At 54.0% G+C, this 12,431-nt stretch carries 15 protein-coding genes; all 15 read left to right on the forward strand.

Annotation, left to right across the window (positions count from 1 at the left end; translation table 11 throughout):
* The first annotated feature begins 1 nt into the window (after window position 1).
* A complete protein-coding gene (gene plsY, locus BN2762_RS15070) occupies window positions 2-613 on the forward strand; it encodes a glycerol-3-phosphate 1-O-acyltransferase PlsY (RefSeq protein WP_055107755.1) in 612 nt (203 codons plus the stop codon).
* The gene (locus BN2762_RS15075; protein WP_055107756.1) at window positions 606-1,643 is read left to right on the forward strand and encodes an NAD(P)H-dependent glycerol-3-phosphate dehydrogenase; all 1,038 of its coding nucleotides are present in this window, start codon (window positions 606-608) and stop codon (window positions 1,641-1,643) included. The genes plsY and BN2762_RS15075 overlap by 8 nt, the downstream gene beginning before the upstream one ends.
* 99 nt (window positions 1,644-1,742) lie before the next feature.
* Window positions 1,743-2,015 (forward strand): stage VI sporulation protein F, encoded by a 273-nt coding sequence (locus BN2762_RS15080; protein WP_055107757.1) that lies wholly within the window; start codon window positions 1,743-1,745, stop codon window positions 2,013-2,015.
* A 231-nt stretch (window positions 2,016-2,246) separates the two neighbouring features.
* Window positions 2,247-2,426: a DUF2768 family protein gene (locus BN2762_RS15085; protein WP_055107758.1), complete on the forward strand. Its 180-nt coding sequence runs from the start codon at window positions 2,247-2,249 to the stop codon at window positions 2,424-2,426.
* 67 nt (window positions 2,427-2,493) lie between these two features.
* The gene (locus tag BN2762_RS15090; RefSeq protein WP_055107759.1) at window positions 2,494-3,135 is read left to right on the forward strand and encodes a nucleotidyltransferase family protein; all 642 of its coding nucleotides are present in this window, start codon (window positions 2,494-2,496) and stop codon (window positions 3,133-3,135) included.
* A gap of 11 nt (window positions 3,136-3,146) precedes the next feature.
* On the forward strand, window positions 3,147-3,494 hold the full coding sequence (locus tag BN2762_RS15095; protein ID WP_187386535.1) for a 2Fe-2S iron-sulfur cluster-binding protein: 348 nt from the start codon (window positions 3,147-3,149) through the stop codon (window positions 3,492-3,494).
* Window positions 3,495-3,541: 47 nt separating this feature from the next.
* Window positions 3,542-4,279: a hypothetical protein gene (locus tag BN2762_RS15100; protein ID WP_055110086.1), complete on the forward strand. Its 738-nt coding sequence runs from the start codon at window positions 3,542-3,544 to the stop codon at window positions 4,277-4,279.
* Between the two features lie 302 nt (window positions 4,280-4,581).
* A complete protein-coding gene (gene spoIVA / locus BN2762_RS15105) occupies window positions 4,582-6,060 on the forward strand; it encodes a stage IV sporulation protein A (RefSeq protein WP_055110088.1) in 1,479 nt (492 codons plus the stop codon).
* A 158-nt stretch (window positions 6,061-6,218) separates the two neighbouring features.
* Window positions 6,219-7,325, forward strand: a complete 1,107-nt coding sequence (locus BN2762_RS15110) for a sugar ABC transporter substrate-binding protein (RefSeq protein ID WP_055107760.1) — start codon at window positions 6,219-6,221, stop codon at window positions 7,323-7,325.
* 115 nt (window positions 7,326-7,440) lie between these two features.
* Window positions 7,441-8,931, forward strand: a complete 1,491-nt coding sequence (locus BN2762_RS15115; RefSeq protein WP_055110090.1) for a sugar ABC transporter ATP-binding protein — start codon at window positions 7,441-7,443, stop codon at window positions 8,929-8,931.
* An 11-nt stretch (window positions 8,932-8,942) separates the two neighbouring features.
* Window positions 8,943-9,914, forward strand: a complete 972-nt coding sequence (locus BN2762_RS15120; protein WP_392391593.1) for an ABC transporter permease — start codon at window positions 8,943-8,945, stop codon at window positions 9,912-9,914.
* A gap of 185 nt (window positions 9,915-10,099) precedes the next feature.
* The gene (locus BN2762_RS15125; protein ID WP_055107762.1) at window positions 10,100-10,372 is read left to right on the forward strand and encodes an HU family DNA-binding protein; all 273 of its coding nucleotides are present in this window, start codon (window positions 10,100-10,102) and stop codon (window positions 10,370-10,372) included.
* A 122-nt stretch (window positions 10,373-10,494) separates the two neighbouring features.
* Window positions 10,495-10,755 (forward strand): trp RNA-binding attenuation protein MtrB, encoded by a 261-nt coding sequence (gene mtrB / locus BN2762_RS15130; protein WP_055107763.1) that lies wholly within the window; start codon window positions 10,495-10,497, stop codon window positions 10,753-10,755.
* Between the two features lie 102 nt (window positions 10,756-10,857).
* Window positions 10,858-11,400 (forward strand): hypothetical protein, encoded by a 543-nt coding sequence (locus BN2762_RS15135; RefSeq protein WP_055107764.1) that lies wholly within the window; start codon window positions 10,858-10,860, stop codon window positions 11,398-11,400.
* A 184-nt stretch (window positions 11,401-11,584) separates the two neighbouring features.
* Window positions 11,585-12,427 carry a heptaprenyl diphosphate synthase component 1 gene (locus tag BN2762_RS15140; protein ID WP_230202522.1) on the forward strand — a complete coding sequence of 281 codons (843 nt, stop codon included), beginning with the start codon at window positions 11,585-11,587 and terminating at the stop codon, window positions 12,425-12,427.
* The last annotated feature ends 4 nt before the right edge of the window (window positions 12,428-12,431 follow it).

The raw sequence follows: 12,431 nt of genomic DNA on the forward strand, positions 1-12,431 counted from the left end.
TGTGATTTTACCCGTGATTGCAGTAATTTTCAGTTATTTGTTGGGATCGGTCAGCTTCAGTGTCCTGCTGGCGAAGTCCTTGAAAGGAATTGATATCCGTCAGCATGGGAGCGGCAATGCTGGAGCAACCAACACACTGAGAGTGCTCGGCAAAGGTCCGGCGATCATGGTGCTAGCTCTTGATGTGCTTAAGGGAATAGCCGCCGTTTGGCTGGGAAGATGGCTGGGCGGGGACCATGTATGGGTTCCTCTCTTATGCGGTCTTGCTGCCATTGTGGGCCATAATTGGCCGATCTATTTCCGCTTTCGCGGGGGCAAGGGGATTGCCACGACGATTGGCGTAATGGCATCCTTGTTCTTTTTTCCTGCGCTTTATGCAGGAATTGTTGCTATCTTATCTATCGTTTTTACAAGGTACGTATCTCTCGGTTCGCTGCTATTTGTTCTGCTGACCCCTGTATTTCTTCTGATCACGGGGGAAACGGGTCCTTATTTATGGACAAGTCTCATTATTTTCGTCTTTGCATTTTGGAGGCATCGGACGAATATTGTGAAACTGGTTCAAGGTAAAGAGAATAAACTGGGCTCCAAGGGAGGTAAACGAGTTGTCTGAGAAAGCTGCCGTATTAGTGGCTGGAAGCTGGGGAACGGCGTTAGCCAGCGTTCTGGCCGATAAGATGGATGTGATGATCTGGACTCGTAGCGAAGCACAAAGAGATGAGATTAACGAGAAGCATCGTAATGAAAGGTTTTTGCCTGGGATCGATTTGTCGCCGCGCATCGTCGCCACAACCGATATGGGCGAAGCTGTCGCGGGGGCTAAAGCGGTAGTCATCGTGGCGCCATCCTCCGCTATGCGGGAGGTGGCGCGGTCGCTGAAGCCGCATTGGCACGAAGACATGACCATCGTACACGCGACCAAAGGCTTTGAGACGGAGAGCCTAAAGCGCATGTCCGTTGTCATTGCCGAGGAGCTGGGCTGTGAAGAGGGCCGGATTGTCGTTCTCTCGGGTCCAAGCCATGCGGAAGAGGTCGTGAAGCGCTGCCCGACGACCGTAGTCGTCGCTTCGCTGGTGGAAGAACAGGCGCAGCTGGCGCAGGATTTGTTCATGAATTCCTATTTCCGGGTCTATACGAACCGGGATATGGTTGGGGTTGAACTCGCTGGTGCATTGAAGAACATTATCGCTCTTGGCGCAGGCATGTCAGATGGACTGGGGTATGGAGACAATGCCAAGGCAGCTCTGCTGACGCGCGGGCTTGCGGAGATTACCCGGATCGGGGTGGAAATGGGGGCGAACCCGCTTACTTTCGCCGGACTAGCCGGCGTTGGCGACCTGGTCGTAACAGCAACCAGCCGTCATAGCCGGAACTGGCGGGCTGGCTTCATGCTCGGCGAAGGCAAATCGCTGGATACCGTTCTCGCCTCCATGGGCATGGTCGTAGAGGGCGTTCGCACAACGAAGGCCGCCCGGACGATTTCTGAGAAGTTCCAGGTGCAGATGCCGATCGCACAGCAGCTGTACCGCGTGCTGTTCGATGGAATCGAGCCGAGGGTTGCCGTAGAAGCTTTAATGGGAAGGGACCGCAAGACCGAGATGGAGGTCATGTCGCTGGAGACCTGGGAGCAGTGGCATGCTTAAGCGCGGGGCAAGGCATCTACGAGGAAGCTAGTCTGCCATACACACCTTTTTCGCAAGCTGCTCATACACTATGGGAGAGCCATGCGAAGGGGGGAGAATATGAGCAAAATTTCCAAAGATGCCCTGAACGCGATCAACAAAAAAGCCGGCAAGCGTATTTCCGAAAGCTCCGTCAAAAAATTGGCCGGTACCGTGAAGCCATCCACTTTGCAGAGCGAAGCGGAGCTGCGCAGGCTGATTAAGCAGGTATCCGCGATGGCTAAAGTGCCTGTCACGGAAAGTACGATATCGGAAATCGTCGGAGCCGTGAAGAAGAGCGGCATGAATCCGAGCAATATGGAAGCGCTGATGAAATTAATGCTGAAGAAGTAACTTCCTAGGGAGCCTGGTGACTGGCTCCTTTCATATGTCATAGTCGGCTATGAGGCGCAATGGTTGGACGGCACCGGCAGGTGCTTTTTTATATATCAGACATATATCAGATCCTCCTGCCGCTTCCCGGCCCAAAGAATTGCGGGCATGGCCTGCGCTGCGTAGCCTGTTGAGGTTCAAAATGCTATAATATTCATCATATCAATTATGGTAAATGGGAGAGTTACGTTCATGGATGCAATGACGAAGATGTGGTTATCGATCGCGGCGATACTCGTAATGGGGGTGTCTGTCTTTTTGGTCACCTTTGCCCGGACCAAAACGAAAGGCATCGTGAAGGGGATTCTGTCTCTGCTCGCCTTCATCATTATGCTGACAGGCTTCCTAATGGGGCTGGTATCGATCACTTAGAGCCTCAATAGGCGTGGAACGCAGCGGAAGCTGAAGTACAACGGAGCCAAGGGAAGAGGTATTCAAAATGACCATAGAAATCGCAGAAGAAGGACAACCCCCTTTGCTCGCGGCGCTGCGGGAGCTGGGGGCCCGGCTTGGCGGAGCTCAGCCAGTGTGGCTGCTGGGCGGGAGCTGCAGTCTGTGGCTGCAGGGAGTGCCGTTGAAGCGCCCTCCTCGGGACATTGACGTATATTATGACAGGGCTGACGCAAAGGCGCTGCACGGCCATCTAGCCAGTCTGGCACTGGATAAGCCCGTCTTGGACGAGAGCGGCCGCTACGCCTCCTTGCTGAGCCATTACCGAATGGGCTCGCTGACGCTGGAGCTTGTAGGCGGCTTTGAAATAAGGAATGGCAGATCCAGGTATCGCACGGAGGTGAACGGCGTTCTGTCCGGACATGCTGAGCAAATCCATCTGGACGGTATAGCGGTCCGATTGATGCCCTTGGCACATGAGTTGCTCTTTAACGTGCTGCGGGAACGGGAGGATCGCTATCATGCTGTAGCCGAGGTGATCCGGAGCTCGCCGGGGCAGCATGCATGCCTGCTGAAGCTGCTGCTGGCACGGAACCAATGGGAAGCTGCAACGGTGCTGAAGGTTGCGGAATTGCTGGGCGCTCCAGAAATTTATGAAGAGTGGGTGCAGCAGCCAAGGCAGAATGCATAGGAGGTACCCGAGTGGATTATAGAATCAGATTTATGCCCCAGGACAAGTCGGTAAAGGTCCGGCCGGGGACTACTGTTCTTCGTGCGGCGCGCGATGCCAGAGTGCATATTTCTACGCGCTGCGGGGGCCATGCAGGCTGCTTGATGTGCAAGGTGGAGGCGGATGCCGGAAGCCTTCGGGCCTTAAGCGCCCCTAGCGAAGCGGAGCGCCGCAAGCTGGGTCCGCTTCTGGAGCGGGGCATCCGCCTTGCTTGCCAAGCCAAAATCATCGGCTCAGCCGAGGTTCATCTGCCGGAAGATCCGCTCAAGGCGGCCATCCGCAAGCAGCTCGAACGGCAGCAAGAGGATGATTTATGGTGAAGGATACGAATGACGTATGATATTGCAAAGGATGAAGCGTTTTGAAAATGACGAATAGACGAAGCTTGGTTGGGTTGTTCGTGGTTCTGATCGGAGTGTCCCTGCTGTCGGGGTGCATGTATCCTGGCGGCAGCCGGCAGGAGCAGGGTGTCTCTTACCGGGAAAGCGTGGAGAGGATTCAGAGCGCGCTGGATGCGTTCCAGCGGGATAAAGGCATTCTGCCGATAATTACGGCGGGTGAAGAGGTGCCCAGGTACGAGAAATACCGGATCGACCTGGATAAGCTGAACAAGCAAGGGTACATCGACGAAATCCCGGCTACGGCGTTTGAGCAAGGGGGCAGAGCGTATTTTCTCGTCATCGATGAAGAGACGGATCCCACGGTCAAAGTCATGGATTTGGTGACGGTGCAGAAGGTTAATGATGTACAAAGGCTGGTGGATCAATATGCAAGATCGAATCCGGGTCAATGGCCGACTGCTCAGGAAGAGGAGCTGCATCCGGGATTGCATGAGGTTGACTTGAAGAAAATCCGCGGGGAGGAGCATGCCCTGCTTAGCGTTTATTCCAGGGAGCCGCTCCCTTACTTGATCGACGAGTCGGGTCGGGTATATGTTGACTATGCCTGGGACATCATGCAGGCGATCGATAAATCCGGAACAGCTGTCAGTGAGGATCAGGGAGATCTCAGGGTGCTGCTGACCGAGCATTCCTACTTCGTTCCCGTGAAATCGCTGCCGTATGTTTGGAAAGACGGCATGCCGGTAGCTCAAAGCGAGAATTAGCAAGAGCGGTATAGCTCAGTTTCAAGCCTTTCTATGATGGAATCATAGAAAGGCTTTTTTCGCATGGCATAGCAGCCGGGCTTCGAACATACAATGGTGATATGGCGGAAACCGTGATGCCGCCGGGCGCGGCGGTATAGCAAAAAAAAGTAGGCGCGGACGGTATAATCCGTCATAATAGTGCATTTGCTACATATGATGTTACTAGTCCAACCGAATGTACGAGTTGTTGCAAATAACGAAGCGGATGCTCTCAAAGCATTTTTCCTTCGGCGAATTTTGAGGAGGGGATATCATTGGTATTGGAGAAAGTGGACATTTACAAGGACATTGCCGAACGCACCGGAGGAGATATCTATCTTGGTGTGGTCGGAGCCGTCCGAACCGGAAAATCGACCTTTATTAAACGCTTCATGGAAACGGTCGTTCTGCCGAACATTTCCAGCGAAGCCGATCGGATCCGTGCAGTGGATGAACTTCCGCAAAGCGCAGCCGGCAAGACGATCATGACGACCGAGCCGAAATTCGTTCCTAACAATGCAGTGCAAATTAAGGTCGCAGAGGGGCTGGAAGTAAACGTCAGGCTCGTGGATTGCGTCGGCTATGCCGTCGAAGGGGCAAAAGGCTATGAGGATGAGAACGGGCCGCGCATGATCTCGACGCCGTGGTTTGAAGAACCGATTCCGTTCCAGGAAGCAGCGGAGATCGGGACGCGCAAGGTCATTCAGGAGCATTCGACGTTAGGCGTCGTAGTGACGACGGATGGCACAATCGCGGATATTCCGCGCTATTCCTACGTGGAGTCCGAAGAGCGGGTAATTGCTGAGCTTAAGGAGGTCGGCAAGCCGTTTGTCCTCGTCATCAACTCGACGCGCCCGACCAGTGAGGAAACGCAGCAGCTTCGCGGGGAGCTTGCCGTAAAATATGATATTCCGGTGATTGCGCTAAGCGCCGCAACGATGACGGAGGAGGACGTAACAGGCGTCCTGCGGGAAGTGCTCTATGAATTCCCGGTACATGAAGTTAATGTGAATTTGCCGAGCTGGGTGATGGTACTGAATGAGAATCACTGGCTGCGAAGCAATTACGAGAACTCAGTACGGGATACGGTTAAAGATATCCGCCGCCTTCGCGATGTAGACCGCGTCGTCAGCAACTTCCTCGAATACGAATTCATCGAGCGTGCCGGGCTTAGCGGCCTCAATATGGGTCAGGGCGTAGCGGAAATCGATTTATACGCGCCGGATGATTTGTATGATCAAATTCTGATGGAGGTCGTCGGCGTTGAAATCAGAGGCAAGGATCATCTGCTGCAGCTGATGCAGGAGTTCACGCATGCGAAGAAGGAATATGACCGCTTCGCGGAAGCGCTCGAAATGGTCAAGACGACCGGATACGGCATCGCTGCTCCTTCATTGGCCGAAATGGCGCTGGATGAACCGGAGCTTATCCGTCAGGGCTCCAGATTCGGCGTGCGCCTGAAGGCGACCGCTCCGTCGATTCATATGATCCGGGTCGATGTGGAGTCCGAATTCGCGCCGATCATCGGCACGGAGAAGCAGAGCGAGGAGCTCGTTCGCTATCTGATGCAGGACTTCGAGAATGATCCGATTAAAATTTGGGAATCCGATATATTCGGACGCTCCCTGCATTCCATCGTCCGGGAAGGAATTCAAGGCAAAATCGCCATGATGCCGGACAATGCCCGCTATAAACTGCAGGAGACCCTGGGCCGCATTATCAATGAAGGCTCGGGCGGACTGATTGCTATCATTTTATAGAACAACATCCTGTTTATTCCAACCGTGCACCAAGCTGAAATAGCTGTGTGCGGTTTTTTATTTTTATAAACAAGTAAAAACCGATTTACATACTTGGATTTAAGATATATATTAATTTATAAAGATTTTAAAGATACATACTTAGAGGGGGAGAAACCATGAAGAAAATCACATTTTGGCAAAGAACATGGACGACGGCGCTGCTGCTGCTGCTCGTGCTCGCCGTCAGCGCCTGCGGCATTAAGAAGGAGCCGGCCCCAGCCCCGGTGGCGCCAGCGGCTGCAGAGGAAGGCAGCGAGGCGGCAGACGTAAGCGGCAAGGAGCTTGCGGGCAAGAAGGTAGCTCTGATCATGGAGTTCAATACGGGCACGTTCTCGCAGCAGTATGTGCAGGGCGTGACGGAAGAAGTGAAGAAATTCGGCGGGGAGCTGACCACATTTGTGGCGGAAAATGATAAAGCGAAGATGGCTTCGTTGCTCGAATCCGCGGTAAATCAAAATTTTGACATTATTCTGACGGATCATGGCGCGGCTGAATTTTTGGAGCCTGGCATTAAAAAAGCAGTGGAGAAGGGAATCGCGGTCGTCGTATTCGATGCGCTGGTGGAGGTGCCCGGCGTGACCGTACTCTCACAGGATGATCAAAGCATGGCTGCATTGTCGCTGGAGCAGCTGAAGCAGGATTCGGGCGGCAAGGGCAATATCGTCAAGGTATGGGTTGCCGGCTTTGCGCCTATGGAGCGCCGTGACGTGGAGTACAAGAAGTTCCTGGAGGAGAATCCGGAGATCAAGGAAATCGCCAGCTTCGGAACAGCTTCTAATCCGGCGCTTGATTCGCAGACGCAGATGGAAGCCGTCCTCAAGAGATATCCGAAGGGTGAAATTACGGCTGTTTGGGCTGCATGGGATGAGTTCGCCAAAGGAGCGGCCAGAGCGATCCAGCTTGCTGGCAGAGACGAGATTAAAGTGTACGGCATCGACTTGAGCGATGAGGATTTGCAGATCATTCAAGATCCAGCCAGCCCGTGGGTTGCTTCTGCAGCTGTCGATCCGAAGGATATCGGCCGGGTGCAGGTGAGATATGCGTACCAGAAGCTGCATGGCGATGACACCGAGGATAATGTGGTTCTGCAAGCGGTGCTCGTTAAGCGGGATGCGCTGCCTGACAAGCAGGTATCCACAGATGATTTGTCTCAATACGTAGAAGGCTGGGGCGGCTCCAAGCAAGGCATCAAAGAGTGGATGAAAGAGTATGGCGTAGAGTAAGGGAGCTAGAGCTGTAAAATGCAAAGAGCGCGCCGGAAGGCGCGCTTTTTAGGTAAGGGAGTGCTGCTAAGTGGCATCAACGGAAACGACGACTAAGCAACAATATGTGCTGGAAATGACGGGGATCACAAAGTCGTTCGCCGGCGTACCGGCCCTTCGCGGCGTGGATTTTCGGTTGAGAGCCGGGGAGGTGCATGCCCTACTCGGGGCGAACGGCGCAGGCAAAAGCACACTGATGAAAATTTTGGCAGGAGCCTATGAGTACGATGAAGGCACGATGCTGCTCGTTGGGCGTCCTGTGAAGCATAAGTCGCCGGCGGACGCCAAGAAGCTCGGCATCCACTGCGTCTATCAGGAGGTCGACGCCAGCCTCGTTCCTCAGCTGACGGTGGCGGAGAACGTCATGCTGGATGAGATCGGAGCAGCGGGCGGGAAGGCATGGGTAAGTCCAAGGCGTCAGGCGCAGGAGGCGGAGCAAATCCTGGCATCGCTTAACGCGAACATTCCGGTGAAGAGGAAGGTCGCCGGCTTAAGCATAGCGGAGAAGCAGATGGTGCTGCTCGCGCGCATCGTCAGGCAGGAAGCGAAGGTCATTATTTTTGATGAGCCTACTGCCCCTTTAAGCGGCTCGGAGGCGGATACCTTCTTCCGTATTTTGAGCGAGCTGAAAAAGCGCGGGACGGCATGCGTCTTCATTACCCACCGGCTGCCCGAGGTAATGGAGCATGCTGACTATGTCACGGTGATGCGGGACGGGGCTAAGGTGCACGCCGGCGTAGTCGATGCTCTAAGCATGGGAGGACTTGTCGCCCAAATGCTGGGCAAGACCTTCGCGGAGGAGTTCCCGAAGCTGCCTGCCGAGATCGGGGATGTCGTGCTGAGCGTAAGCGGGTTGTGTCAGGGCAACAAGGTCAAGGGCGTCGACCTTGAGGTGCGAAGCGGCCAGATCGTTGCCGTCGTCGGTCCGGTAGGCGCAGGCAAGACGGAGATCGCCCGAATGCTGGCGGGAGCGGAGCGTCCGGATGGCGGTGTCATTTGCCTGCACGGTCAGAGCATGCTGTTCAAGCAGCCGGCGGACGCAATCGATGCAGGCATCGTCAGTGTGCCCGAGGAGCGGCGCAAGCAGGGAATCGTCATTCACGAGTCTGTGGAGCGCAATATCAGCCTCCCGCTGCTTGACCGAATCAGCCGCTTCAGCTTCATTTCCGGCGAGCGGGAACGGGGGCTTACCGAGCGTGTGATATCCTCGCTGGGCATCAAGACGGCTTCCGCGAAGCTGCCTGTGAAATATTTAAGCGGCGGGAACCAGCAAAAGGTCGCCATCGGCAAATGGCTGGAGAAAGAGGCGGACATTTTTCTGTTCGATGAACCGACCAAAGGCGTTGATATCGGGGCCAAGAGCGATATTTTCCGCATTATCGGACAATTGGCCTCCGCAGGCAAAGGCATCCTGTATTTGACGAGCGAGCTTGACGAAGGGCTTGGGATTGGCGATGTGATCGCCGTGCTGTACGACGGCAGGATTGCGGCCGTACTGCCGCGCGGAGAGGCTACCCTGGAGAAGATTTTGTACTTTGCAAGCGGTGGACGGGAGGAGAATTTGTGAAAGACAGATTGATGAATATCACGTTCCGGTATGGAACGATAACAGTGGTTTTGGCGGTCATTGCCTTTTTTTCGATCCGGCTGCCGTACTTTTTTACTTACAGCAATCTTAGCGACATCCTGAATTCAATCGCGATCGTAACCTTCGTTGCCATCGGCGTTACGCTGTCGCTGGCCGTGGATGGCTTCGATCTATCCGTGGGCTCCACGGTTTCGCTGACGACGGTCGTCTCGGCCTCGCTGATGATCTGGTATCAGCTGCCGCTTTATGTCGTTATTATTTTCCCGCTGCTGATCGGAGCTTTGATCGGTCTATTGAACGCTTTTCTGATCATTAAAATGAGAATTCCGGATTTGCTGGCGACCTTGGCCATGATGTACATCGTCGCAGGAATCCAGAAGACCTATGCCCAGGGCTACACGATCTATAATAATATGCAATTCCCGGACGGCAGCAAGGCGGCGGGCAAAATGGACGAAACCTTCCTGCTGCTCGGGCAGGGCGAGCTTCTGGGCGTTCCTGTCAGCGTCATTCTGCTCATCTTCTTCGTTATTGTGGTGCACTTATTTCTGACCCGCACGAAATACGGCCGCCAAATCTATATAACGGGGGGCAATGAAGAAGCGGCCAGGCTGTCGGGGATCAAAGTGAAAAAAGTGCGGCTGTTCGCATACATGGCTTCCGGCGTCTTCGCGGCCATCGGCGGCTTGCTCTTCGCCTCCCGGGTCGGCTCGGGCCAAATCGATGCAGGCGCCCCTCTGTTAATGGAGGCCGTTGCCGCAGCATTCGTCGGCTTCTCCGTCTTCGGCGCGGGCAAGCCGAACATTATCGGCACCTTTATCGGCTCCGTACTGATCGGCGTGCTCGTTAACGGGTTAACGATGATGAACGTCCAGTATTTCGCGCATGATATCGTGAAAGGCTCGGTGCTGGTGCTCGCTTTGTCGATTACTTTTTACGTGCTGAACCGTTCCAGGACTTAAAAAACTTGAAATTCTAGGTGGGCTGTATTACTATAAGTTTGTTCCGCGCCTTTGGCGGCTGCGGCAAATGAACTTTTTGCTGGGCAAAAATCCAGTAATAATGTTAGAATTACGTATATTCTGCGGTAAAACGGAAACACAGAATATCAGAGCGATGTATTTTTTGTACGGGGAGGTGAATTTTGATGAATAAATCCGATTTGGTGAACCAGGTTGCCGAGAGCACAGAGCTGTCCAAGAAAGATGCGGCTAAAGCGGTTGATGCTGTCTTTGAAGCGATCTCCACGGCGCTGCAAAACGGCGATAAAGTACAATTGGTTGGCTTTGGCAACTTTGAAGTTCGCGAACGTTCCGCCCGTAAAGGACGCAACCCGCAAACAGGAGAGGAAATCGAAATCCCTGCGAGCAAAATTCCTGCATTCAAACCAGGTAAAGCGCTCAAAGACGGAATTAAATAAAGATTTCTACATATCTTCTCTGATAAAAAAGTCCGTGGGCGGTTGTTCACGGCCTTTTCTTTTAGCAGGGGGAAGTAATGTGGATCTTCAGTGTATTTATCCGATGGGAGGAGTCGCACAGGATGGATCAGCACAATCACAGTGCCGGAGGCGGGGAAGAGCGGAACGTGAATAACGGCGATTATTTCGTCGTGAAGGCGAAGGAGCAGGGCGTGCAGGTCATCGGGCTGACCCGTGGCAAGGACACGCGCTTCCATCACACGGAGAAGCTGGACAAGGGCGAGGTGCTTATCGCCCAATTTACCGACCATACGTCGGCGGTGAAAATCAGAGGCAAGGCTGTCGTTATGACCAAGCACGGCAGAATCGATACGGAAGAATGATTTTGATTTTGCAGGCATAGCCTGCTTTTTTTAATTGTACAATGGGGTATAGGCCATGAAGACCGTATATAATTCTGGTCATAATTCAAGGGAGAATGCCTCATGAAGAGTACCATTATTGTACAGGCGCTGTTTGTCTCCATGAGCTGCGCCTTGCTGCTGGCAGCCTTGTCCTGGCTTGCGGGAAGAGCGGGCGAGGCTGCGCCCGCCCATGCTGCGCTATTGGAGAAGCATGATCAGCCTGTTGAGCTGAGGAATGATAACCTGGTCGATGAGCTGATCGCCTGGAAGCTGCTTGTCCCGCTCGAGAAGGTGGAGCTGAGCGGAAGCATATTGGCGGTCGACTTCAAGGTGACGGAAGGGAACGACCGGCCGCAGCTGCTGTACCAAGGACTTGCTCAGGCGATTGACCGTTCTTTCCAGGATACGGTCAACGTGGATCGGCTGCTGGTCAGGTTCATCGCGGAAGACCGGTGGTTCGGGAACAAGCATTTGCTGCTGGCCGCGGATATCCGCAGGGGGGAGTGGCCGAAGGAAGCTCTGGAGGAGCTGCGTGCCTGGGGAGACCGTGGGCTGAACCATGAACTGAAAAGCTGGTTCAGGGTCACGGAGACGAATCTGTGGAAGACGATGATCCACAATTAGTTGCCGTTAAGAACAAATCGTATTTTTTATTGCGAAATAAGCGCTTCATTTTGTGCGCGGCGAAATAACATATGCTATAATAGACAGGATTGTGACATCTCTTTGAATTTAGCTGGAATTCGTAAAGGGATCGTCAGTATTAGCGGCTCGGAGGCAGAGGATGAAACCTTATCGCATAACAGAAATGGCACATAAGTATGTCGGATACGACATGATTACCAACCACACGGAGCTGCCGGAATACCCGGTCGCCCGTGTTCGTTTGCTTTATATGTTTCTAAACATCCGCGACGGCGGCAAAATGCGGGCGCATGAAACTTCCGCACTGGCGGCGTTTCTCGTTCAGCTCGGGCTCGATACGCATGATATGATCGATGTCGATTCGTCCTGCAAGGAGGAGCGAAGCATGCGTTCCCGCCAGCTTAAGGTGCTGGCGGGCGATTATTTCAGCAGCCTGTTCTATGAGTTGCTCGCGAAGGCGGGACAAATCGAACTGGTGTCTTCCATGAGCACGGCGATTTGCGAGGTTAACCGGCTTAAGGTCGGGCTGTACATCAAGCTGAAGAAGCTGCTGCCTACGGAGGACTATTTGAAGGAATGCACGCATATCAAGATGGGGCTGTTTCAGTCGTTCTCCCATCTGTTGGACAAGCCGCTTCAGAACCTGTGGAGATTGCTGCTGGCCGAGCTCAGCCGCTGCGAGGTCGTGCTGGGCGAGATGAAGGCGAGCAGCATGCTGCCGGAGGAACGTCAGGGCTATGCCTATCTTCGGATTATGGAGACGGGCACGGCTGAGGATAGGGAGGCCATCTCGAAGAGCAGGGTTGACCGGCGCGAGTGGTCCTCGCTGCTGGAGAAGTACGGTGTGAACGAGCTGCTCGTTCACAAGCTGCATCAATCCGTTGAACGGGTGCAGGCGCTCGTGCAGGAGCTCAAGGGAGACAAGGAGCAGTCCGAGCTGACCGCCATTGTCGAACCATTTCGCGCCGCGCTGACGCTGCAGCGGCGTGCAATGCAGGAAGGATGAGGTG

Origin of the sequence: Paenibacillus ihumii (assembly GCF_001403875.1) — a bacterium.
Taxonomy (GTDB): domain Bacteria; phylum Bacillota; class Bacilli; order Paenibacillales; family Paenibacillaceae; genus Fontibacillus; species Fontibacillus ihumii.

Excerpts from the sequence above, each read along its gene's own strand:
- BN2762_RS15115 (WP_055110090.1), top strand. The coding sequence starts at position 7,441 with ATGACGGGGATCACAAAGTCGTTCGCCGGCGTACCGGCCCTTCGCGGC.
- BN2762_RS15110 (WP_055107760.1), top strand. The coding sequence starts at position 6,219 with ATGAAGAAAATCACATTTTGGCAAAGAACATGGACGACGGCGCTGCTG.
- BN2762_RS15100 (WP_055110086.1), top strand. The coding sequence starts at position 3,542 with ATGACGAATAGACGAAGCTTGGTTGGGTTGTTCGTGGTTCTGATCGGA.
- BN2762_RS15140 (WP_230202522.1), top strand. The coding sequence starts at position 11,585 with ATGGCACATAAGTATGTCGGATACGACATGATTACCAACCACACGGAG.
- BN2762_RS15085 (WP_055107758.1), top strand. The coding sequence starts at position 2,247 with ATGGATGCAATGACGAAGATGTGGTTATCGATCGCGGCGATACTCGTA.
- mtrB (WP_055107763.1), top strand. The coding sequence starts at position 10,495 with ATGGATCAGCACAATCACAGTGCCGGAGGCGGGGAAGAGCGGAACGTG.
- BN2762_RS15120 (WP_392391593.1), top strand. The coding sequence starts at position 8,943 with ATGAATATCACGTTCCGGTATGGAACGATAACAGTGGTTTTGGCGGTC.
- BN2762_RS15080 (WP_055107757.1), top strand. The coding sequence starts at position 1,743 with ATGAGCAAAATTTCCAAAGATGCCCTGAACGCGATCAACAAAAAAGCC.
- BN2762_RS15135 (WP_055107764.1), top strand. The coding sequence starts at position 10,858 with ATGAAGAGTACCATTATTGTACAGGCGCTGTTTGTCTCCATGAGCTGC.
- BN2762_RS15125 (WP_055107762.1), top strand. The coding sequence starts at position 10,100 with ATGAATAAATCCGATTTGGTGAACCAGGTTGCCGAGAGCACAGAGCTG.
- BN2762_RS15090 (WP_055107759.1), top strand. The coding sequence starts at position 2,494 with ATGACCATAGAAATCGCAGAAGAAGGACAACCCCCTTTGCTCGCGGCG.